This is a genomic window from Mesorhizobium sp. CAU 1741 (assembly GCF_039839275.1).
In the GTDB taxonomy this organism is placed as follows: domain Bacteria; phylum Pseudomonadota; class Alphaproteobacteria; order Rhizobiales; family Rhizobiaceae; genus Aerobium.
In genome coordinates this window covers 961,408-981,828 of sequence record NZ_JBDOQP010000002.1, presented here as the reverse complement: position 1 = coordinate 981,828, position 20,421 = coordinate 961,408, and the positions used below count along the sequence as shown (strand labels likewise).

The 20,421-nt window shown below is 63.8% G+C and carries 23 protein-coding genes; 16 read left to right on the top strand and 7 right to left on the bottom strand.

Features of this window, described 5'->3' with window-relative positions; all coding sequences use genetic code 11:
* Window positions 1–148: 148 nt before the first annotated feature.
* From dnaJ to AAFN84_RS11505, 8 genes are all read left to right on the top strand, one after another.
* Complete coding sequence (gene dnaJ, locus AAFN84_RS11540; protein ID WP_347514698.1) at window positions 149–1,282, top strand: molecular chaperone DnaJ; 1,134 nt, start codon at window positions 149–151, stop codon at window positions 1,280–1,282.
* Between the two features lie 111 nt (window positions 1,283–1,393).
* Entirely contained in the window at window positions 1,394–1,996 is a 603-nt protein-coding gene (gene pmtA, locus AAFN84_RS11535) for a phospholipid N-methyltransferase PmtA (protein WP_347514697.1), read from the top strand.
* 69 nt (window positions 1,997–2,065) lie between these two features.
* On the top strand, window positions 2,066–2,653 hold the full coding sequence (locus AAFN84_RS11530) for an NAD(P)H-dependent oxidoreductase (RefSeq protein WP_347514696.1): 588 nt from the start codon (window positions 2,066–2,068) through the stop codon (window positions 2,651–2,653).
* 1 nt (window position 2,654) lies between these two features.
* Complete coding sequence (gene pyrF / locus AAFN84_RS11525; RefSeq protein ID WP_347514695.1) at window positions 2,655–3,347, top strand: orotidine-5'-phosphate decarboxylase; 693 nt, start codon at window positions 2,655–2,657, stop codon at window positions 3,345–3,347.
* A 23-nt stretch (window positions 3,348–3,370) separates the two neighbouring features.
* Window positions 3,371–3,664, top strand: a complete 294-nt coding sequence (locus AAFN84_RS11520; RefSeq protein ID WP_347514694.1) for a DUF1330 domain-containing protein — start codon at window positions 3,371–3,373, stop codon at window positions 3,662–3,664.
* The gene (locus tag AAFN84_RS11515; protein ID WP_347514693.1) at window positions 3,654–4,202 is read left to right on the top strand and encodes a GNAT family N-acetyltransferase; all 549 of its coding nucleotides are present in this window, start codon (window positions 3,654–3,656) and stop codon (window positions 4,200–4,202) included. The genes AAFN84_RS11520 and AAFN84_RS11515 overlap by 11 nt, the downstream gene beginning before the upstream one ends.
* A gap of 137 nt (window positions 4,203–4,339) precedes the next feature.
* Window positions 4,340–5,620 carry a polyhydroxyalkanoate depolymerase gene (gene phaZ, locus AAFN84_RS11510; protein ID WP_347514692.1) on the top strand — a complete coding sequence of 427 codons (1,281 nt, stop codon included), beginning with the start codon at window positions 4,340–4,342 and terminating at the stop codon, window positions 5,618–5,620.
* Between the two features lie 263 nt (window positions 5,621–5,883).
* Window positions 5,884–6,402: a transglutaminase-like cysteine peptidase gene (locus tag AAFN84_RS11505; protein WP_347515113.1), complete on the top strand. Its 519-nt coding sequence runs from the start codon at window positions 5,884–5,886 to the stop codon at window positions 6,400–6,402.
* A 92-nt stretch (window positions 6,403–6,494) separates the two neighbouring features.
* Here AAFN84_RS11505 and AAFN84_RS11500 read toward each other — a convergent pair whose 3' ends face one another.
* Both AAFN84_RS11500 and gshB read right to left on the bottom strand, forming a co-directional pair.
* Complete coding sequence (locus tag AAFN84_RS11500; protein ID WP_347514691.1) at window positions 6,495–8,027, bottom strand: YifB family Mg chelatase-like AAA ATPase; 1,533 nt, start codon at window positions 8,025–8,027, stop codon at window positions 6,495–6,497.
* A gap of 193 nt (window positions 8,028–8,220) precedes the next feature.
* Window positions 8,221–9,162 carry a glutathione synthase gene (gene gshB / locus AAFN84_RS11495; RefSeq protein WP_347514690.1) on the bottom strand — a complete coding sequence of 314 codons (942 nt, stop codon included), beginning with the start codon at window positions 9,160–9,162 and terminating at the stop codon, window positions 8,221–8,223.
* 175 nt (window positions 9,163–9,337) lie between these two features.
* On the opposite strand from gshB, the gene AAFN84_RS11490 reads away from it, so the two are divergent.
* Window positions 9,338–10,687 (top strand): EAL domain-containing protein, encoded by a 1,350-nt coding sequence (locus tag AAFN84_RS11490; protein ID WP_347514689.1) that lies wholly within the window; start codon window positions 9,338–9,340, stop codon window positions 10,685–10,687.
* Between the two features lie 60 nt (window positions 10,688–10,747).
* Window positions 10,748–11,626, top strand: coding sequence for an SMP-30/gluconolactonase/LRE family protein (locus AAFN84_RS11485; RefSeq protein ID WP_347514688.1), 879 nt, complete (start codon window positions 10,748–10,750; stop codon window positions 11,624–11,626).
* A gap of 3 nt (window positions 11,627–11,629) precedes the next feature.
* On the opposite strand, the gene AAFN84_RS11480 is transcribed toward AAFN84_RS11485, so the two are convergent.
* Window positions 11,630–11,989 (bottom strand): septal ring lytic transglycosylase RlpA family protein, encoded by a 360-nt coding sequence (locus AAFN84_RS11480; RefSeq protein ID WP_347514687.1) that lies wholly within the window; start codon window positions 11,987–11,989, stop codon window positions 11,630–11,632.
* A gap of 176 nt (window positions 11,990–12,165) precedes the next feature.
* Here AAFN84_RS11480 and AAFN84_RS11475 point away from each other — a divergent pair, with 176 nt between their 5' ends.
* On the top strand, window positions 12,166–12,906 hold the full coding sequence (locus AAFN84_RS11475) for a cytochrome c oxidase assembly protein (RefSeq protein WP_347514686.1): 741 nt from the start codon (window positions 12,166–12,168) through the stop codon (window positions 12,904–12,906).
* On the top strand, window positions 12,903–13,397 hold the full coding sequence (locus AAFN84_RS11470; RefSeq protein WP_347514685.1) for a CopD family protein: 495 nt from the start codon (window positions 12,903–12,905) through the stop codon (window positions 13,395–13,397). The genes AAFN84_RS11475 and AAFN84_RS11470 overlap by 4 nt, the downstream gene beginning before the upstream one ends.
* Here AAFN84_RS11470 and AAFN84_RS11465 read toward each other — a convergent pair.
* Window positions 13,378–13,878 (bottom strand): DUF2231 domain-containing protein, encoded by a 501-nt coding sequence (locus tag AAFN84_RS11465; protein ID WP_347514684.1) that lies wholly within the window; start codon window positions 13,876–13,878, stop codon window positions 13,378–13,380. The genes AAFN84_RS11470 and AAFN84_RS11465 overlap by 20 nt on opposite strands.
* Before the next feature lie 132 nt (window positions 13,879–14,010).
* On the opposite strand from AAFN84_RS11465, the gene coxB reads away from it, so the two are divergent.
* Genes coxB through AAFN84_RS11450 form a run of 3 tightly spaced genes read left to right on the top strand, consistent with a single transcriptional unit; the run spans window position 14,011 to window position 17,518 of the window.
* The gene (gene coxB, locus AAFN84_RS11460) at window positions 14,011–14,670 is read left to right on the top strand and encodes a cytochrome c oxidase subunit II (protein WP_347514683.1); all 660 of its coding nucleotides are present in this window, start codon (window positions 14,011–14,013) and stop codon (window positions 14,668–14,670) included.
* Window positions 14,667–17,189: a cytochrome c oxidase subunit I gene (gene ctaD, locus AAFN84_RS11455; RefSeq protein WP_347514682.1), complete on the top strand. Its 2,523-nt coding sequence runs from the start codon at window positions 14,667–14,669 to the stop codon at window positions 17,187–17,189. The genes coxB and ctaD overlap by 4 nt, the downstream gene beginning before the upstream one ends.
* Window positions 17,186–17,518: a hypothetical protein gene (locus tag AAFN84_RS11450; protein WP_347514681.1), complete on the top strand. Its 333-nt coding sequence runs from the start codon at window positions 17,186–17,188 to the stop codon at window positions 17,516–17,518. Before ctaD ends, AAFN84_RS11450 begins: the two co-directional genes overlap by 4 nt.
* Window positions 17,519–17,534: 16 nt before the next feature.
* Here AAFN84_RS11450 and AAFN84_RS11445 read toward each other — a convergent pair whose 3' ends face one another.
* From AAFN84_RS11445 to AAFN84_RS11435, 3 genes are read right to left on the bottom strand one after another with little or no spacing between them, the layout of a single operon-like run.
* A complete protein-coding gene (locus AAFN84_RS11445; RefSeq protein ID WP_347514680.1) occupies window positions 17,535–18,008 on the bottom strand; it encodes a VOC family protein in 474 nt (157 codons plus the stop codon).
* 11 nt (window positions 18,009–18,019) lie between these two features.
* A complete protein-coding gene (locus AAFN84_RS11440) occupies window positions 18,020–18,793 on the bottom strand; it encodes a VOC family protein (RefSeq protein WP_347514679.1) in 774 nt (257 codons plus the stop codon).
* An 11-nt stretch (window positions 18,794–18,804) separates the two neighbouring features.
* Window positions 18,805–19,518, bottom strand: a complete 714-nt coding sequence (locus AAFN84_RS11435; RefSeq protein WP_347514678.1) for a DUF1428 domain-containing protein — start codon at window positions 19,516–19,518, stop codon at window positions 18,805–18,807.
* A 215-nt stretch (window positions 19,519–19,733) separates the two neighbouring features.
* Between AAFN84_RS11435 and AAFN84_RS11430 the strand changes: the two genes are divergently transcribed.
* A complete protein-coding gene (locus tag AAFN84_RS11430; RefSeq protein WP_347514677.1) occupies window positions 19,734–20,411 on the top strand; it encodes a TetR/AcrR family transcriptional regulator in 678 nt (225 codons plus the stop codon).
* Window positions 20,412–20,421: the final 10 nt, after the last annotated feature.

Here is a 20,421-nt window from a genome sequence, read left to right as displayed (position 1 = left end):
ATTGATGGCTCGTCGCCGGAGATTTCCGGCCTTTCGCCCGCTGGCTCTGGCATATGCGCCGAAAGCTCACTAAATCGAGGTCCAGCCGCGCGGAGCCGAACAGGAAGCGCCGCGCAGAACCAAGGCGGGTCGACGCCCAGGGAAAATGATGAAGGCTGATTTCTACGAAACGCTGGGCGTCCAGAAGGGCGCAGACGAGAAGGAGCTGAAGAGCGCTTTTCGCAAGCTCGCAATGCAGTTCCATCCCGACCGCAATCCGGGTGATGCGGCGTGCGAACACAAGTTCAAGGAAATCAACGAGGCCTATGAGTGCCTCAAGGACCCGCAGAAGCGCGCGGCCTATGACCGCTTCGGCCACGCTGCCTTCGAACAGGGCGGCATGGGTGGTGCCGGGCAGGGCTTCGCCGCCGGCGGATTTGCCGACATCTTCGAGGACATCTTCGGCGACATGATGGGCCGCCGCGGCGGTCGTGGCGCGGGTGGTCGCGACCGTGGCGTCGACTTGCGCTACAACATGGAAATCACGCTGGAGGAAGCGTTCAACGGCAAGACGGCGCAGATACATGTACCGGCATCCGTGACCTGCGATGATTGTTCGGGCTCCGGCGCGAAGCCCGGAACCCAGCCCGTCACCTGCCAGATGTGCGCGGGTTCGGGTCGCGTGCGCGCCAGCCAGGGATTCTTTTCGATCGAGCGCACCTGTCCGCAGTGCCAGGGCCGCGGCCAGACGATCCCCGATCCGTGCCCGAAATGCGCCGGCCAGGGCCGCGTTACCGAGGAGCGCTCCCTGTCGGTGAACATTCCCGCCGGCATCGAGGACGGCACCCGCATCCGTCTCGCTGGCGAAGGCGAAGCCGGCCTGCGTGGCGGGCCGTCCGGCGACCTCTATATTTTCCTGTCGGTTAAGCCGCACGAATTCTTCCAGCGAGACGGTGCGGACCTGTTCTGCAAGGTGCCGATCTCGATGACCACGGCTGCACTTGGCGGCTCCTTCGAAGTGACCACGCTTGACGGATCGCAGGCGCGGGTCAAGGTGCCGGACGGCACCCAGAACGGCAAGCAGTTCCGCCTGAAAGGCAAGGGCATGCCGATCCTGCGCCAGGCGACGATCGGTGATCTCTACATCCAGGTGGCGATCGAAACGCCGCAGAACCTGACCAAGCGCCAGCGCGAGTTGCTGGAGGAGTTCGAGAAGATTTCGTCGCAGGAGAACAATCCTCAGTCTACGGGTTTCTTCTCGCGCATGAAGGACTTCTTCGACTCCTTTGCAGAGCGGTCCTGACCGCTTCTCCGGCTGTGTCTGCCCACCGCTAATTTGGGCCGCGCTCTTGCATCGGACGCGGCAGGGCCTACCTTAGGTCAACGACATTTGCTGGTCTGGAGGCGGCATCGCATGGCCGAAAACCTTCGAAAGTCGCTTGCGCGGCGGTTCGATGACGAACTTCGCTTTTTCAAGGGGTGGATCGACAAGCCGCGGGCCGTTGGTTCGATCGTCCCGACCAGCAGCGTCACCGCGAAGCGCATGGCCTCGGTCGTCAATCCTCATTCAGGGTTGCCGGTGCTTGAACTGGGCCCCGGCACCGGCGTGATCACCAAGGCAATCCTAGAAGCGGGCGTGAAGCCGCAATCGCTGTGGTCGATCGAATATTCGCAGGATTTCGTCGAGCATCTGCGCGCCGCCTATCCCGGCGTGAACGTGGTGCATGGTGACGCCTTCAACCTCGACGAGACGCTGGGCGATAACCGTGCCATGACGTTCGATTCCGTCGTTTCCGGCGTTCCGCTGCTGAATTTCCCCGTGCCGCAGCGCGTCGCCTATATCGAAGACCTGCTTGACCGCATCCCGGTTGGACGCCCCATCGTGCAACTGACCTATGGGCCGAAATCTCCGGTGCCGCCCGGCAGGGGCAACTACGCGGTCGAACATTTCGATTTCATCATACGCAACCTGCCGCCCACGCAATTGTGGATTTACCGCCGTCCGATGGCGTCCTGACGCGACTTTGACAAGCGCTGGCGAACGGATGTATCCGGAGGCCCTGAACAACGAGGGCATTCACCAGCCATGACGCCAACTATTCTGGTTCTTGCCGGCTCCATCCGCAGCGGAGCCTTCAGCGGCAAGACCGCAGACGTTGCGCAGAAGGAACTGGCGCTGCAGGGCGCGAATGTGACGCGCATTTCACTTGCTGATTATCCGCTGCCGATCATGGACGAGGATCTGCAGGAGGAGCAGGGCATTCCGGAGAGTGCCTACAAGGTTGCCCGCCTGGTCGACGCCGCCGACGGTGTGCTCATCGCGACGCCGGAATACAATAGCTCGATACCGCCATTGCTGAAGAACACGATCGACTGGATCAGCCGCATCAAGAGTGACGGCGGCAAACCGCTGCGCCCGCTGCCCGGCAAGGTTGTCGCGATCTGTTCGTCCTCGCCCGGCCATTTCGCAGGCATCCGTTCCGCATCCCACCTCCGACAGGTCCTGGCACATATCCAGATGGACCTGATCTCGCCGCAATGCTCGGTTCCGAACGCGGAAGAGGCATTTGACGAGCACGGCGCGTTCAAGGACGAGCGCATGCAGAAATCGATGCAGAACGTCTGCAGGACGCTGATCGAGCATGCCTGGCTGTTGTCCGGAAGGACCCGTTGAGATGACCGCGATCAGCGAGCGCCTGATTGTCGGGCTCGACCTTCCCACTGTTGCCGAAGCCGAGCAGGCCGTCCGCCAGCTCGACGGCGTGGCGAACTTCTACAAGATCGGCTACCGCCTCGTCTTTTCCGGCGGGCTCGAGTTCGCGCGTGACCTCGTGCGCGACGGCAAGCAGGTCTTTCTCGACATGAAACTGCTCGATATCGACAACACCGTTGCCGAAGGTGTCGAGAACGTTGCCCGGATGGGCGTCAGCATGCTGACCCTGCACGCCTATCCCAAGGCCATGCGCGCCGCGGTGGCAGCAGCGCGGGGCTCCGGCCTGACGCTTCTGGGAGTAACGGTGCTCACCTCGATGGATGAACAGGACCTGCAGGATGCAGGCTACGAATACGACCCGCACACGCTCGTGCTGCGTCGCGCCGAACAGGCACTGCAGGCGGGCATGGGGGGCATCGTCTGCTCGGCGGCGGAAGCCGCCGCCGTCCGCAAGATCGTCGGCCCGGACATGGCGATCGTCACGCCCGGCATCCGGCCTGCCGGCGCCGAGCGAGGCGACCAGAAACGCGTGATGACGCCCTCGGACGCCCTGCGCGCCGGCGCCAGCCATCTGGTCGTGGCGCGCCCGATCATCGGGGCGCCGGACCGGCGCGAAGCCGCCCAGGCCATTCTGGCTGAAATGGCGGCCGCCTGAAACGTCATGAAAGGGAGGGCTGCATGGCCAAGGGATACTGGATCGCACATGTCGATGTGCAGGACCCGGAACGCTACAAGGACTACGTTGCCACGGCGAAACCCGCCTTCGAGCGCTTCGGCGCCCGGTTCCTGGCGCGGGGCGGCGAGTGGAAAGCCCTGGAGGGCCGGGGCAGGGCCCGCAACGTCGTCATTGAGTTCCCGTCGATGCAGGCCGCTCTCGATTGCTATAACTCCGACGAGTACCAGGCAGCCAAGGCGATCCGCATCACCGTTGCCGACGCCGAGATGGTGATCGTCGAGGGCCATGACGGCTGATGGGCCTGTCGCGACGCTTCCGGCCGGATATTCCATCCGGCCGCATCGTCGCGATGATGATCGCTGGCTGCTGAAGGTCGAGAACCGGGCCGCAGCCCTGTTCCGTGAGCACGGATATCCGCAGATCGCCGACAATCCGCTCGCCAGTCTGGCGGATTTTCGCGCGATGCTGGAAGGGCACCAGTGCTGGGTCGTCGTCGACGATGCAAGCCGCCTTCCTGTCGGCTATGCGGTGGCGGGTCCTCGCGGCGAGTTCCTTCATCTACGCGAGATTTCCGTCGATCCCGGCCACGGCCGCAAGGGGCTGGGGGCGTCGCTCGTTCGTCACGTGATCCAAGAGGCGCGGCGCGGACGGCATCGTGGCGTCAGTCTCACGACATTTCGCTACGTGCCGTTCAACGCACCATTCTATGCTCGCCGCGACTTTTCCGTGCTGCCTTGGGAGGAGGCGCCGTCGGCATTGCGCGAAACGTTCCTTTCGGAGCTTCCCGCGGGCGTCGCGGCGTGGGAGCGTGTCCTGATGCTGCACTCATTCTGACGCACTGCAAGATAACCACCGAGAAACCATGCCCGGTTCTATTGCATCGCAGCAAAAGACTGTTAGCTTTTGCCGCATAACGTTTGCATTGACCGGCTGCCCTTCCCGCCGCTGCCGGCCGCGGCCAAGGAGCGCCGATGTACTATCAGCTCTACGAATTCAACCATGCCGTTCTCCAGCCCTATAGGGCCTATGCCGATGCTCTCGGCCTCTTCTACAAGAATCCGCTGAACCCGTTGTCGACGACGCCGTTCGGGCGCTCGATGTCGGCCGCCGCGGAAGTTTTCGAGCGCACGACACGGCGCTATGCCAAGCCGGATTTCAACCTGCCGACCGCCAAGGTGGATTTCACCGAAGTCGAGATGAAGGAAAAGGTCGTGTGGTCTCGGCCGTTCTGCGACCTGATCCATTTTGAGCGTGCCCTGCCGAAGGGCAGGCGTCCTGACCCGAAGCTGCTGATCGTCGCGCCGATGTCCGGCCACTATGCCACGCTCCTGCGCGGCACGGTCGAGTCGATGACCCAGCATGCTGAAGTCTACATCACCGACTGGACCGACGCGCGCATGGTGCCGCTGTCCGATGGCCGCTTCGACCTCGATGACTATATCGACTACGTCATCGACATGCTGCATCACCTTGGTCCCGACACCCATGTGATGGCCGTGTGCCAGCCCTCGGTGCCGGTGCTGGCCGCAGTCGCGGTGATGGAAGCGCGCGGCGACGCCAACGCACCGGCCTCGATGACGCTGATGGGCGGGCCGATCGATACGCGCCGCAACCCGACCGCCGTCAACAACCTGGCCGAGGAAAAGGGCATCGACTGGTTCCGCGACAACGTCATCATGCAGGTGCCGTTTCCCAATCCCGGCTTTATGCGTGACGTCTATCCCGGTTTTCTGCAGCTCTCGGGCTTCATGAGCATGAATCTCGACCGCCACCTCATCGCGCAGAAGGACTTCTTCGTCCATTTGGTGAAGAACGATGGCGACTCGGCGGAAAAGCATCGTGACTTCTACGACGAATACCTCGCGGTGATGGATCTGACGGCGGAATTCTATCTGCAGACGGTCGACACCGTCTTCGTGCGGCATGATCTGCCGAAAGGACAGATGCTGCACCGCAGCGAGAAGGTTGACCTGACGGCCGTGCGGAACGTCGCCCTGTTCACCGTCGAAGGCGAGAACGACGACATTTCCGGCCTCGGCCAGACGCAAGCCGCGCATGATCTGTGCGTGAACATCCCTGAAGAGAAGCGCGCTCACTACATGCAGCCGAAGGTCGGCCATTACGGCGTCTTCAACGGCTCCCGCTTCCGCGCCGAGATCGTGCCGCGCATCGTGGACTTCATGGCGAGCAACGGGCGCAAGGCGCGCACGGGCGGGCAGGCAAAGCCGCGCCTCGTCAGTTCAAAGGGCTGAATCGCGTGGCGCCTACTGTGTGCAACTTGCCACAGTGGGCGCCCAACGGTAACCATGCCGGCATTCCTCACGGCTCCGTCAATTGACTTGCATTCAAACCGTCACTTAACTTTTATTTAACGACCAGAAGATTCGGTGACTTTCGGGGTTTGGGCGATATGAGAGCCACGCTTGGCATGTGGCGGCTATGGCCGCTTTTTGCCGCCGCATTGTTCTTCGCGGCTGCAACGGGAAGCACGTCGGAGGCATCGGGCGTGACCTCGATGGTTACGGGCGGCATCACCTCGCAGCCGATCGGTCACTACGAATTCTGCAAGGCCAATCCGGCGGAATGCGCGATCCGCTCGCGCGATCCGGGCCCGCTGGTCGTCAGCGACAAGATCTGGGCGGCCATCGCGCGCGTCAATCAGGCAGTCAACCAAGCCGTCAAGCCGATGAGCGATTTCGACATCTACGGCAAGGCCGAGCTCTGGGAGTACCCGGTTCACGGCGTCGGCGACTGCGAGGACTACGTTCTGGAAAAGCGTCGCATGCTCGCCGACAAGGGCATCGCGCTTGCCAATCTGCTGATCACGGTGCTGCGCAAGCCGGACGGTGAGGGGCACGCGGTCCTGACGGTGCGGACCGACCGCGGCGACTTCATCCTCGACAACCTCAATGACGAGATGAAGCCGTGGTACAAGACCGGCTATCGCTTCCTCAAGCGCCAGGCGTCGACCCATACCGGCCGCTGGGTGTCGCTGCGTGAAGAGCAGAACATGCTCGTTGGCGCGGTCAACTGAAACCATCGTGACACGGCACCTTCGGGACGCCTGATCGCATCGCGTGACCCTGCTGCTTGTCAGCGGGCCCACATTGTCTCCGCCCGACTTGTCTATGCGGCCTGAGCCAGCCTCTCGCCAGCCATGCGGCTTGATATCGCCTCTGCAAGGTGGATGCGCCCCACGGAATCCCTGCCGTCCAGATCGGCAAGCGTGCGCGCCACCTTGAGGACGCGGTGGTAGGCGCGGGCGGAGAAGCCGAACTTGTCGCTTGCTTCGCGCAAGAGCGCGGTTCCCGGCGCATCGAGCGCCGCAACTTCCTCGACCAGCGCAGTCGGGCAGCCGGCATTGGTGGTCACTCCGTCGATGCCGAGCGCCGAAAAGCGCGCCGCTTGAATGGTGCGCGCCCGTGCGACCCTTTCCGCCACCACAGCACTCGGTTCCGACCGTGACGGACCGATCAGATCGGAAGCGGTAACCGCCGGCACGTCGACTCGCAGGTCGATCCGGTCGAGCAGTGGGCCTGAAATCCGCGCCTGATAATCCGCCTGGCAACGCGGGCCGCGCGCGCATCGATGGCCGGGTTCGCCCGCCATGCCGCATCGGCACGGGTTCATCGCCGCCACGAGCTGGAAACGCGCGGGATAGGCCACGCGCCCGTTGGCTCGTGCCACCACGCATTCGCCGGTTTCCAGCGGCTGGCGCAGCGAATCGAGCGTCTGGGGCGAGAACTCCGGCAACTCGTCGAGAAAGAGCACGCCATGATGCGCCAATGATGCCTCCCCCGGACGCACCTTGAGCCCGCCGCCGATGAGGGCGGCCATTGTGGCGGAGTGGTGCGGCGCGCGAAACGGCCGCCGGTCAGACAACCGCCCTTCGGCAATCTCCCCGGCGATGGAGGCGACCATCGACACCTCCAGCAGTTCGCGCGGCAGCAGTTTCGGCAAGATCGACGGCAGGCGCTGCGCCAGCATCGACTTGCCCGATCCGGGCGGCCCGATCATCAGCAGGTTGTGTCCGCCGGCGGCCGCGATCTCCAGCGCGCGCCGCGCCGTCTCCTGACCCTTGATGTCCGCGAGGTCCGGCAGGTTGCTGGGTGCGGCCTGCGTTGCCGGTTCGGGCCGCGACAGAACCTGCGTTCCGCGAAAATGATTGGCGATGGCGATCAGGCTGCGCGGCGCGAGAATGTCGATCTGTTCTCCGGCCCATGCGGCCTCGGGGCCTACGTCATGCGGGCAGATGAGCCCCTTGCCCATCGCATTCGCCCCGATCGCAGCCGGCAGTGCCCCGGCCACCGCCGCGATGGCCCCGTCGAGACCGAGTTCGCCCAGAACCACATAGGAAGCAATCGCGTCGGTTGGAATGACGCCGATGGCCGCCATCAGCCCGAGCGCGATCGGCAGATCGTAGTGGCTGCCCTCCTTGGGTAGGTCGGCCGGCGCCAGATTGACGATCACCTTCTTCGCAGGCATCGAAAGGCCGGAGGCCTGGAGCGCCGCCTGTACCCGTTCGCGGCTCTCGGCCACAGCCTTGTCGGCGAGGCCGACGATCTGCATTCCGACCTTGCCCGGACCGACCAGAACCTGCACGTCGACAGGAACCGCCTCCACGCCCTCAAAGGCGATCGTCGTGACCCGCGATACCATCCCCGCCTCCAGACTGACGCCCTACGGGCCTACACCTGTCCCAAAACAGAACTCCTGTAGAACAGTGAAGCACGGAACTGACGCTGCGGCAAGAACATTAAGCGAACATTCCGGCAAAGCACGCCGGAATAGTTGCAGCGGGTTGCAAAGTTGGAACAAATGTTCCTCGCCATGACGAATTGTCGATACGTGGTCAGACACGTTTGGCTTCGACGGCATCCCAGAACAGGGCGGCGATGTCGGCGCCGCCGAACCTTTTCACCTCGCGTACCCCGGTTGGCGAGGTGACATTGATCTCGGTCATGTAGTCGCCGATGACGTCGATGCCGACGAGGATGAAGCCGCGTTCCTTCAGCGACGGGCCGATCCTGGAGCAGATTTCACGCTCGCGCTCGGTGAGCTCGGTCGCCTCCGCACGCCCGCCTACATGCATGTTGGAACGCGAGTCATGGTCTGCCGGCACGCGATTGATCGCACCCACGGGTTCGCCGTCGATCAGGATGATGCGCTTGTCGCCCTTGCGCACATCCTTGAGGTAGCGCTGGACGATGTAGGGTTCGCGGAACATCTGCTCGAACATTTCGAGCAGCGAGGCGAGGTTCCTGTCGGCTTCCAGCATGTGGAAGATGCCGGCCCCGCCATTGCCGTAGAGCGGCTTGACGATGATGTCGCCATGCTCCTTGCGGAATGCGTCGACCTCGCGCGGGTCCTTGGTGATCAGCGTCTCCGGCATCAGGTCGGGGAATTCGGTGACGAAGATCTTCTCGGGGCTGTTGCGCACCCATGCCGGGTCGTTGACCACGAGCGTTCCCGGATGAATGCGCTCCAGAAGATGCGTGGTGGTGATGTAGTTCATGTCGAAGGGCGGGTCCTGCCGCAGCAGGATCACGTCCATCTCCGACAGGTCGGTCCGCACCGCTTCGCCGAGCGTGAAGTGGTCGCCCTTGACGTCGCGAACCGCCATCGTCTCGACGCGTGCGTAGATCTTTCCGTCGCGCATCGACAGGCGGTCAGGCGTATAGTGGTAGAGTTCGTGGCCGCGCCGCTGCGCCTCCAGGGAGAGGGCGAACGACGTGTCCCCGGCAATCGAGACGGTCGAGACATGGTCCATCTGGACGGCGACCTTGAGGCTCATGGAAGGCTCCGGCTATCGGTTTGGTGTGACGAAGCTCTACCGGCTCGCGCGCCGATTGCCAATCGGCATCACGGCGCCGAAAACGAAACTGTTTCATTCGATACCTTTCCTAAAGGGTTTCATGACAGGGTCGAACCAACGAGCCTAGAATAAGAACACGCATCCAGAGGCGCCGATGCAAAGCCCGTTCGGCAGCGGCCAAATCGTCAGCGGAACCAATGACCTTGCATTTACCGACCCTCTGACGGGCCTCGGAAATCTCCGTCGATTCTTCGACAAGGTCGACCGGCTGATCGTCGAACGTGCGGAAGACCCCGCACCCTTCGCCGTCGGCATCATCGACCTCGACGGCTTCAAGCCGATCAACGACCTTTTCGGGCGCAAGGCAGGCGACAACATCCTTCAGCAGGTCGCCATGCGGCTTTCTGCTTCGATGGATCAGCATTCGAGCGTCGCGCGTGTCGGCGCCGACGAATTCGCGTTTCTGTATCCGATGGTGTTCAGCGAGGACGTCGCGCGCGAGCAGGCCTTGATGCTGATCGAGATATTGTCGGCTCCCTACGACGTCGGCGACCGCACGGCGCGGCTCTCGGCCTCGGTCGGCTGCTCGCTGTTTTATTCCGGCGAAGAGAACACCGAGACCCTGGTGTCGAAGGCTGAAACCGCGCTCTACCATGCCAAGCGCTCCGGCCGTGGCAGGGTGGTCGTCTACACGCGCGAGATGGAGGAAGCGGCCAAGCGCATGACGCGCATCGAACAGGCGCTGCGTCGCGCCGTCGCCGCCGGCGAGGTGGAGCCGCATTTCCAGCCGATCGTCGACCTGCGTCGCAAGCAGGTAATCGGCTTCGAGGCACTGGCACGCTGGACCGACCGCGATCTGGGCGCGGTGCGCCCAGACGTCTTCATACCGATCGCCGAGGAACGCGGCATCATTGGCCCGCTTTCCCAGCTTCTTCTGCGCAAGGCGACGGAAACTGCGCGAAACTGGCCGGACGAACTCTTCCTGTCGTTCAATCTGTCGCCGTCCCAGCTCGTCGACCAGAACACAGGCCGCGACATCCTCGATATCCTCGACCGGACGGGCTTCGATCCGCGTCGCCTTGAAATCGAGATCACCGAAACCGGACTGATGAGCGATCCGGCTTCGGCGGAAAAGATCGTCCACGACCTGCGGGCCGTCGGCATCCGCGTCTCGCTCGACGATTTCGGCACCGGCCAGTCGTCGCTCGGCCGCCTCCGCGAGTTTCATTTCGACAAGCTCAAGATCGACCGTGCTTTCGTCTCGTCCATTCTCGAGGACAGGCCGTCGGAACATATCATTCGCGCCATCCTCGCAATGTGCGAAGGGCTGGGCATGGATGTCGTGGCCGAGGGCATCGAGCACGAGGAACAGGCGTCGCGGCTGGTGCAGTTCGGCTGCGGCGGCGGGCAGGGCTATCTCTTCGGAAAACCGCGCGATGCCGAAGGCACGATGAACTATCTGCGCGAGACCTATCGGGCCATGGCCACCTGGCAGGATGCCTGAACTTGCGTTGCACCGCATCCCTTCGCTAAGATCGATCACGCCAGGGAACGGGGGGCCTTCGTGAGCACAGAGACCGTATCCGTATTCTGCGCCATCACGTGCCGGCTGGGCGAGGGCCCGACCTACGATCCTTTACGCAATTCGGTCCTTTGGTTCGACATTGTCGGCTGCAAGCTGCTGGAGCGGCAGTGGCCTGACGGGCCGACGACGGTCCATTCCCTGCCTGAAATGGCCAGCGCAATCGCGGTCGTCGACGAAAAGCGCCAGCTTATGGCCACGGAGACGGGCCTGTTCCTGCGCGACGCCGTCACCGGAGCCCTCTCGAAGGTGATCGACATCGAGAGTGATCAACCGGAGACGAGATCGAACGACGCGCGCGTCCACCCGTCCGGCGCCTTCTGGATCAGCACGATGGGCAAGCGGGGCGAGCATCAGGCCGGCTCCATCTACTGGTATCGCGGCGGCGAATCGCGCCGCCTCTATCCGCACATCACGGTGCCCAATTCGATCTGCTTTTCACCGGATGGCGGGACCGCCTTTTTCGCCGACACGCGCACCAACATTTTGTACCGGGTGGAATGCGATGCCGGCACCGGGCTTCCGGTGGGAGAGCCGCAAGTCTTCCTCGACCAGGGTGGAATGAAGGGCGGCATGGACGGGTCGGTCATCGACGCCGACGGCCAGTTATGGAACGCGCGCTGGGGCGCGGCCGCGCTTGACTGCTACGCGCCGGACGGACGCCATTTCCATCGCATCGCTTTGCCCGCGAAACAGGGCACATGCCCTGCCTTCGTTGGTCCCGACGCCGACCGCCTCGTCGTCACCAGCGCATGGCAGGGAATGGACGAGGCGACGCGCGCCGGCGATCCCGACGCGGGCAAGACGTTCCTGATCGAAGTGCCGGTCAGGGGCCGGCACGAGCCGCGCGTCCTGATCTGACGATCAACCGGCGGCGGCCATGCAGATCGGGGTATGGCCCGCACGGATGAAACCGAGCTTGGCGGCCGCGGCCTTGGACAGGTCGATCACGCGACCCTTGATGAAAGGGCCCCTGTCGTTGATGCGCACGACCACCGATTTCCCATTGCGCTGATTTGTGACGATGATCTTGGAACCGAAAGGCAGCGAACGATGCGCTGCGGTCATGGCGGCGGGGTTCATGCGCTCGCCCGATGCCGTCTTGGAGGTGAGGGCATACCAGGATGCGCTGCCGCACTGGGCGGACGCGGTCGAGGGAAGGATGGCGACAAAGGCCGCTGCGGCGAGGATCGCGGTTGCGACCCGGGCTCGGCGTTGGTTCATGCGGAAAATCCTGCTCCGTTGAGAATGACCCGCCGGTAGGCACGAAATGGGGCCGTGCCATGGCACGGTGAACACGTCTCGCGACTCCCTGAAACAATTGGTCAAACCAGCAGGTCCGCGCGGAACCAATTTTCGCGTCGTCGGTTACAGTCAATGGCCATGCGAGGGGAGCGACCATGACACCGATTCTGGCGACGGCGTATTGCGGCCCGGCGACGCCGCCGCACGCCTTGGCGTCAGCCTGGAACGCGGATGTTATCGCTGCGTTGGTGTGTGTCGCACTGGTACTGCTTCATCGCAGATACGGGCGAGGTTCCGGCAAGACATATTTGTGGTCCGGGGTCACGATAGTTCTGGCTCTCTTTGTCTCGCCGCTCTGCGCCCTCACGGTTTCCCTGTTTTCCGCCCGCGTGGCGCACCACGTGTTGCTCGTCGCGGTCGCCGCGCCGTTGCTTGCGCTCGCCTTCCCGCAGAGAAAGTCGCGCCCGCCGATGCCGCTGGAGTGGCTTGTCGGTATCCACGCGCTGGTCGTATGGTTCTGGCATGCGCCCCAGATTTATGCGCCAGCCATACAGTCGGCCCTGCCATATTGGATCATGCAGATGACCCTGCTTGCCTCGGCCGTGTTCATGTGGAGGGCGATCCTTTCGCCGCGAACGGAACTCGGCACCGCGATGCTCGCGTTCCTTGCAAGCATCGTCCAGATGGGCATGCTGGGCGCGCTGCTGACATTCGCACGCGAGCCGCTTTACGCGCCGCACTTCCTGACGACACTGCCCTATGGCTTGACCCCGCTCGCGGACCAGCAGCTCGCTGGACTCATCATGTGGGTGCCTGCGGCGCTGCCCTATCTCGCTGCCGCGCTGATCCTGCTTTCCCAGCGCCTCGAGCGCGGCGCCGGGGCGCCATCGCGATGATCTGGCTGAAATTCCTGCATGTGGCGGCGATCGCTATCTGGAGCGCCGGGCTTATCTGTCTGCCCGGTCTTTATGTGCAGCGCGCGCATGTGGCGAACCAGGACTCCGTGCATCGACTGCAGGCGATGGTGCGCTTTCTCTATGTGGCGGTGGTATCACCTGCGGCGTTTCTTTCCGTGGGCAGCGGCACCGCGCTGATCTTCGTGCGCGAGAGCTTCGAGCCGTGGTTCTCGCTCAAGCTCGCCCTCATCGGGGGCATGGTGGTGACGCATATCCTGACGGGCCTGGTGATCATCCGGCTGTTCGAGGATGGCAACGTCTATCCCGCCTGGCGCTTCATCGCGGTCACCGGTCTTACGGTGCTGATCATAGCATCCGTGCTGACGGTGGTTCTCGCAAAGCCGGATCTTCCGAATGTGTTTCCCGATGTGATGAGCCGTCCCGGCGGGCTTGCCGAATTGCTCGAGCCGATCAATCCTTTTGGGAGATGATGAGGCCGATGCCGTGATCGAAGACGAGCTTGCCCCCATGCCAGCCCGCCAGCCCCGTAAACAGGCTCGCCATAAGCGAGAGCAGCAGCCCATGCGGCAGCACCGCACTTTCATCCGAAAGCCGCAGTCCCCAGTTCATCCCGGCGATTGCGATCAGCATCATGGCGGCGACAGCATGGGTCCAGCTTGCGACCCGGATGCGGATGCCCGGCACCAGCAGCAGTTCGGCCGTGCCGACCATCCCGGCGCCGACGCCGGCCGCGAACGCGAAACCCGACGACCAGAGCCCGGCGCGCAGCCAGAAGGGATCGGCGGTGAACCAGTAGAACAGGTCGCATCCCAGCGTCGCGATGATCAGCGCGATCGGGAAGTGCACGCTCATCGCATGCAGCGGATGGCCCGCCACCGCGACGGCGGACGCAACCGGCTCGTCCGCAACCTCTTCGATGACCGGATTGTCCTTGTCGTGGGTTTCGCTCAATCGACCTCTCCTGCTCGGCCAGGAAGCGCCGTAGGCACTGCTTGGTTCCGCCGCGACGATACCGTCCGCGGCGGGAACAGGGAAGACCGCAACGCACGGATCGGTACGCTTGCGTGCCGCGCGCTTGCGTTAATGGCGGTCCTTCCGCTGCTTGCAGCCTGCGGCGGACCGTTCTCCGCGCTCGAACCCGAGGGTCCGTCTGCGCGCGGGGCCGCAACGCTGTGGTGGATCATGCTCGCCGGCTTCGCGGCGATCTTCCTGATGGTCTCGGCGGTGCTCGCCCTTGCACTGTGGAAACCCCGCACCTTGCGGACTTTCGGCGCCGAGCGGACCATGGTGTGGGGCGGGCTCGTCATCCCGTCGGTGATCCTGACGGTGCTGGTCGCCGCCGCTCTGGCTCTCGGCGAGAGACTGCTGGCTGTTCCAAGCGATCCGGCACCGCTTCGCATCGAGGCCATCGCTCGCCAATGGGTCTGGGAGTTCCGCTATCCGGACGGCCGGGCGACGAGTGGCCGTCTCGTCATGCCGGTCGGCGAAGACGTGGACTTCGCCGTGACCAGCGAGGACGTGATCCATGCCTTCTGGATACCGAGGCTGGGTGGCAAGATCGACGCGATCCCCGGGCACGAGAACGTGGTGCGCCTTCGCGCCGACCGGGCAGGGGTCTATGGCGGCGTCTGTGCCGAATTCTGCGGCGACGGCCATGCACCGATGCGGTTCAGTGTCGAGGCAGTCGAGCAGGGCGATTTCGAGGCACGGTTGGCCGAATTCGGCGCAGAGGGCCAGCAATGACCGACAAGCCGCCAATGGACAGCCCCATCCGCCTTCACAAGCAACTGGCCGCCATCTGGGACACGCCCCCGGGCTGGGGTCGCCTCTCGGCGGTGAACCACACGATCCTCGGCAAGCGGTTCATGATCGCGGCCTTCGTTTTCTTCGCGATCGGTGGCCTGCTGGCGATGCTGATCCGCGTCCAGATCGCGACCTCCGGCACCGCTTTCGTCGGGCCCGACGTCTACGCCCAGATATTCACCATGCACGGCACGGTGATGATGTTCCTGTTCGCGATCCCGATGTTCGAGGGTCTCGCGATCTATCTGCTGCCGAAAATCCTCGGCACCCGCGATCTCGCCTTCCCGCGCCTCACTGCATACGGCTTCTGGTGCTACGTCTTCGGCGGTTCGATCCTCATTGTCGCGATGCTGGCGGGCGTGGCGCCAAACAGCGGCTGGTTCATGTACACGCCGCTGTCGTCTTCTACCTACACGCCGGGTATCAACGCGGACGTCTGGTTGCTCGGCATCACCTTCGTCGAGATATCCGCCATGTCGGCGGCGATCGAGATCACCGTCAGCATCCTCAAGCTCCGCGCGCCCCACATGAGCATCGAGCGCATGCCGATCATGGCCTGGTACCTGCTCATTACCGCGCTGATGATGCTCTTCGGCTTTCCGCCGCTGATCCTCGGTTCGATCCTGCTCGAACTCGAACGTGCATTCGACCTGCCGTTCTTCGATCCCACGCGTGGCGGCGATTCACTGCTTTGGCAGCATCTGTTCTGGCTGTTCGGCCATCCGGAGGTCTACATCATCTTCCTGCCTGCGGCCGGAGCGGTGTCGATGATGATACCGACCTTTGCCCGCCATGAACTGGTCGGCTATCGGTCAGTCATCGTCGCGGTGATTGCGGTCGCATTTCTCTCCTTCGGCCTGTGGGTACACCACATGTTCACCGTCGGCATACCGCATCTGGCGCTCGCCTTCTTCTCCGCCGCGAGCGGGCTCGTCGCGATCCCCACAGCCGTCCAGATATTCGCCTGGATCGCGACGCTGGCGCAGGGACGGCCGCGCTATGACGTGCCGATGCTCTATCTCGGCGGCTTCTTCGTCATCTTCATCCTTGGCGGGTTGACCGGCGTGATGCTCGCCATGGTGCCGTTCAACTGGCAGGCGCATGACACGCATTTCGTCGTCGCCCACCTGCATTACGTGCTGGTCGGCGGCTTCGTCTTCCCGATGATGGCGGCGATCTACTACTGGCTGCCGCACATGACCGGACGCCTTTCGGACCACCGGCTGTCGGTTCCTGCCTTCTGGCTGATCTTTGGCGGCTTCAACGTCACGTTCTTCCTGATGCACCTGACCGGGCTACTCGGCATGCCGCGCCGGGTGGCCACCTATCCCGCCGAAGCGGGCTGGGACTGGCTCAATCTGCTATCCTCGGTCGGCAGCTTCCTCATGACGATCGGCTTCGCGCTCTTCGTCATGGATCTCGTCGTTCAGGTGCGGTTCGGCAAGCCGTTCCGCCGCAACCCATGGCATGCGCGCACCCTGGAATGGGCGATGCCGACACCGCCGCCCTCCTACGCCTTCGCGTCGCTGCCGAAAGTGACGGACCGCGCCGACAGGATCGATGCGGACAGCGAGGCGGCCGCCCTGGCGGCGGGGCGCGGCTATCTTGGTCAGGCCCGCAACGGCTGGCAGGAAATTCTCGACGTCGACATGTCGAGTGGCCGGCCGCTGGCGATCGTGGTGCTGCCAAGACGCACCTACAAGCCCCTGGTCAGCGGGCTGCTGACCGGCTGCTTTGTCCTCTGCCTGCTGTTCAAATTCTACTGGCTGTCGCTGCTGTTCCTCGCATTCGCCATTGCCTCCCTGCTGGCGTGGTCGGCGGGCACGGGGCTGAAGGAAGACATGGGCGACCTGCCGATCGGCCATGGCGAAATGGCCCCGACGCACTGGGAGTCGGATCGCCCGCCTTCCTGGTGGGCCATGGCCCTCGCCTGCAGTGCTGACGCGACCCTTTACGCGTCGCTTCTGTTCGGCGCGCTGTTCCTATGGCTGGTCGCACCGGGCTGGCCCCCGGAGACGGTGGCGGGTCCGGCGATCGCCCCGGTCATCGTGGCGGCCATAGCGGTGGTTCTAGCAGCGATGGCCGGTCGGCGGGCCGTGAGCGCTTTACAGCAGCAGGTCGCGCCGAAGCTCTGGCTCCTGACGGCCGGGCTGGCACAACTCGTCGCTAGCCTCGCATTCGGCTTCATGGCCGCCCAGGTGCCAGAGCCGACCAGCCACGCCCAGCAGGCAACCCTATTCGTCATTCTCGCCTATGGGGGCATCCGCGCGGCCATCGGCGTGCTGCTTGCCGGGTTCGGGCTGTGGCGCAATCATGCCGGCTATCTTTCCGCCCGACGGAGCCTCGACCTGCGCATCGGCAGGATCTGGCACGACTATTCATGCGCGACCGGCATCGTTGGCCTCATGGCAGCGATGCTGCTTGCATATCTGGCCGGCAATGTGGAGGCGCCGCGATGAACCGCCATGGCGTGATGCTGACCGCCGGCTTCGCCGTCTGGGCCTCGGCATTCGTGTTGCTCTATGCCATGCTTTCAGTCGGCTGCCGCTTTGGCTGGCACGAAATGGCATTCGCCGGCACCAGCCTGCAGCGCGTTCAACTGGCCGTGATCCTGCTCGTCCATGTGGCCGCGGGCGCCGCCATCGTATGGATGCTCGGCGGGCAGGGGAATCGGGCCGACGGCACCGCGATTTTCATGCGCCGTGCCGGCTATGCCGCGGCTCTGGCAGCCTTGGCCTCGACGCTGTTTTCGTTCGGCGGCGTCTTCTTCCTCTCAACCTGCCATTGAGTCGCGGGGCAGGTGATCATCCTGCCGCCGCGGCTTCCAGTCCGGCAATGTCGAGCTTGACCATCTTGAGCATTGCCGCGGCGACGCGCTTCACCTTTGCCTGGTCAGGGTCCATCATAAGCTCGCCCAGCCTCTTTGGCACAATCTGCCACGACAGGCCCCAGCGGTCACGCAGCCAGCCGCATTCTTCATACGAGCCGCCTTCGCCAAGCGCATCCCAGAGCGCGTCGAGCTGAGCCTGGTCGTCGCATTCCACCATGATCGAAAAGCTGTGGTTGAACGCGTCGAGCGGCCCCGCCTCGATCGCCATGTAGTTCTGGTCGCCGAGCGTGAAGCCGGCGATGTGAACACTGCCTGCGGGACCGCTGGGGGTCTCCGCAGGCATGCTCGATATCCAGCTCAGGGAGGAACCGGGTATGAGCGCGGTATAGAAGCGGACGGCCGCTTCCATGTCCTTCTCGAACCAGAGGTGCTGGGTCACTTTCGTCATTGCGGATCTCCTTATTCTCGGCGCGGACCGACGGCTCCGAACATCGCGCCTTGGGGATCTGATGCGACGATGATGTAGCCGCCCGTGGGCACCCGGTCTGGTCCGAAATGGATTTCACCGCCGTTCTCGGTGACCGCTTGCGCTGCCTTGTCGATATCCTCGACGCCAAAATAATACAGCCATGCCGACGGCATTCCGTTCGTGGCCTTCGTCAAGGCCCCGATCATGCCGCCATGGTGGTCGATGAACTGGTAGTCGCCCATCTCGCCCATCGGCATCGTGTCGCCCTTCGTCCAGCCGAAGCGGGACGTATAGAAGGAGAGGGCGGCGGCCGGATCGCTGGTGGAAAGTTCGTTCCACTGGCAGTGGCCTGCACTGGCTGGATCGAATGCCTTGCTCGTTTCGTCCGGCTCTCCGCGCATGACATAGAAGGTCGCGCCCTGCGGGTCGGTCAGCATGGCGAAGCGGCCGACGCCGGGTATATCAGTAGGCGGGACATATTGCGTTCCCCCGCCAGCGACGATGTCCGCCGCCGCCTTGTCGACGTCATCGACGCCGACATAGCCGAACCAGGACGGCCGCGCTCCCCCGGCCTCGGCCTCGGCCGGCGTGCGAAGAAGGCCAGCCACGTCGGTGCCGTTGGCGGAGAATGCGCGATAGCCCGTCGTGTCGCCGGCGAAGGCGTGGGAGCCCCATCCCACAACCGCCCCATAGAATGTGGCTGCAGCGTCGGGGTTCGATGTCATCAGTTCATACCAGATGAAATCGCCATGCACGTTTCGCATAGGAGCCCCTCCTAGGCGTCGACGATAGGCGCGAAACCGCCATGGATCATGCGCTGGCCGTCGAACGGCATCTTTCCGTTTGTCATCCGCGGGTCGGCCATTGCCTTGCCCCAGCCCTCGTCGCGCGCCTGCTTCGACGGCCATTCCACCCAGGAAAAGACGACGGTTTCGCCGTCTTCGGCCTTCACCGCGCCCTTGAAGTCGGTGATCTTGCCGTCGGGAACGTCGTCGCCCCAGCAGTCGACCACGCGGCTGGCGCCGCTATCCTTCATCACGGAGGAATAGATGGCGGAAAAATCGAGGTAGGCCTGCTTGTTTCCCGCCGGTACGGCGATCAGCGCACCGTCGACATATCCGGTGCCCGACGATTTGCCGTCCTCGACGATGGGCGCGAATCCGCCATAGATCATCCGCTTGGCGTCGAACGGCATCTCGGCACCCATTGCCTCCATGCGCGGGTCCGACATCATTTTCTCGCCGGCGGCGTTGCGTGCCTCCTTCGATGGATATTCGATCCAGGAAAAGACGATGACTTCGCCATCCTTGGCCTTCACCGCCTGGCGAAAATCCGTGACCTTGCCTTCGGGCACGTCGTCGCCCCAGCATTCAACGAGACGCGTGCCGCCGAATTCCCTGAAGAGCGGCGCGGCCTCCTCGGCGTGCTTGCGGTAGGCCTCCTTGTTGGCGGCCGGTACGGCTGCCACAAATCCGTCGACATACGTCATCTGGTTTCCTCTCGTGTTCAGTGCGGCTACTTTTGTAATGTTGATATCAACGTATATTGGTATCGGTGTCAATCGCAAGCGTCGAGGCAGTCACTCCTGACATCCTCATGCAACGCAGCGTCATCTGCCAGGCGTCAGGCAAGCGGCCGCGTGCGGCGTCAATTTTCGTTGACTCGTCCATTGCATTTGTACATACGTACAAGAAGATTGGTCGAGTGATCAGTCCCAGGGAGGAATTCGTGCGCCAGGGCAATGTCCGCGATGCGCTGCTCGAAGCAGCCGCGACACTGTTTTCAAAGAACGGCTACAGCGCCGTGTCGATGCGCGAGATCGCCAAGGTCGCGAACGCCAATGTCGGTAGCCTGACCTACCATTTCGGCTCCAAGGCCAACCTCCTTCGTGAAATCTACGCCCGTCACACCGAGCCGATGAACCGCCGCCGGCTGGAACTGCTGGGCGAGGCGAGGCGCATACGCGACCCGCATGAACGGTTACGGGCGATCCTGCGGGCTTATGTGCTGCCGGCCTTCGCGCCGTCGGGTGACAGCGGTGGCGGCGCCGAGTTCACACGCATGCGCGCCGTGCTCTCCGCCGAGGGCAACGAAGACGCACGCGCCATCATCGCCGGCGCCTTCGATGACATCAGCCGGGCCTTCATCGAGGCCATCGGCGAATGCGTGCCGGGTGCTTCCCTCGAGGGGCTCGTCTGGCGCAGCCAGTTTCTGCTCGGGTCCCTATACTACGCCCTCATCAATCCGGAGCGCGTGACGCGGCTTTCGGACGGCGCCGTCGACGGCAACGACCGCGAGGCGGCAATCAACCAGATCGTGGAGGCGAGCCTTGCAAGCTTCCATGCCCTTGCGGATGCGCAAGGCCGCGCAGCGGCCGAATAAGCGTCACCGC

Bases quoted from the DNA above. Each gene is read 5' to 3' on its own strand.
- dnaJ (WP_347514698.1), top strand. From the start codon at position 149: ATGAAGGCTGATTTCTACGAAACGCTGGGCGTCCAGAAGGGCGCAGAC.
- pmtA (WP_347514697.1), top strand. From the start codon at position 1,394: ATGGCCGAAAACCTTCGAAAGTCGCTTGCGCGGCGGTTCGATGACGAA.
- AAFN84_RS11530 (WP_347514696.1), top strand. From the start codon at position 2,066: ATGACGCCAACTATTCTGGTTCTTGCCGGCTCCATCCGCAGCGGAGCC.
- pyrF (WP_347514695.1), top strand. From the start codon at position 2,655: ATGACCGCGATCAGCGAGCGCCTGATTGTCGGGCTCGACCTTCCCACT.
- AAFN84_RS11520 (WP_347514694.1), top strand. From the start codon at position 3,371: ATGGCCAAGGGATACTGGATCGCACATGTCGATGTGCAGGACCCGGAA.
- AAFN84_RS11515 (WP_347514693.1), top strand. From the start codon at position 3,654: ATGACGGCTGATGGGCCTGTCGCGACGCTTCCGGCCGGATATTCCATC.
- phaZ (WP_347514692.1), top strand. From the start codon at position 4,340: ATGTACTATCAGCTCTACGAATTCAACCATGCCGTTCTCCAGCCCTAT.
- AAFN84_RS11505 (WP_347515113.1), top strand. From the start codon at position 5,884: ATGGTTACGGGCGGCATCACCTCGCAGCCGATCGGTCACTACGAATTC.
- AAFN84_RS11500 (WP_347514691.1), bottom strand. From the start codon at position 8,027: ATGGTATCGCGGGTCACGACGATCGCCTTTGAGGGCGTGGAGGCGGTT.
- gshB (WP_347514690.1), bottom strand. From the start codon at position 9,162: ATGAGCCTCAAGGTCGCCGTCCAGATGGACCATGTCTCGACCGTCTCG.
- AAFN84_RS11490 (WP_347514689.1), top strand. From the start codon at position 9,338: ATGCAAAGCCCGTTCGGCAGCGGCCAAATCGTCAGCGGAACCAATGAC.
- AAFN84_RS11480 (WP_347514687.1), bottom strand. From the start codon at position 11,989: ATGAACCAACGCCGAGCCCGGGTCGCAACCGCGATCCTCGCCGCAGCG.
- AAFN84_RS11475 (WP_347514686.1), top strand. From the start codon at position 12,166: ATGACACCGATTCTGGCGACGGCGTATTGCGGCCCGGCGACGCCGCCG.
- AAFN84_RS11470 (WP_347514685.1), top strand. From the start codon at position 12,903: ATGATCTGGCTGAAATTCCTGCATGTGGCGGCGATCGCTATCTGGAGC.
- coxB (WP_347514683.1), top strand. From the start codon at position 14,011: ATGGCGGTCCTTCCGCTGCTTGCAGCCTGCGGCGGACCGTTCTCCGCG.
- ctaD (WP_347514682.1), top strand. From the start codon at position 14,667: ATGACCGACAAGCCGCCAATGGACAGCCCCATCCGCCTTCACAAGCAA.
- AAFN84_RS11450 (WP_347514681.1), top strand. From the start codon at position 17,186: ATGAACCGCCATGGCGTGATGCTGACCGCCGGCTTCGCCGTCTGGGCC.
- AAFN84_RS11445 (WP_347514680.1), bottom strand. From the start codon at position 18,008: ATGACGAAAGTGACCCAGCACCTCTGGTTCGAGAAGGACATGGAAGCG.
- AAFN84_RS11440 (WP_347514679.1), bottom strand. From the start codon at position 18,793: ATGCGAAACGTGCATGGCGATTTCATCTGGTATGAACTGATGACATCG.
- AAFN84_RS11435 (WP_347514678.1), bottom strand. From the start codon at position 19,518: ATGACGTATGTCGACGGATTTGTGGCAGCCGTACCGGCCGCCAACAAG.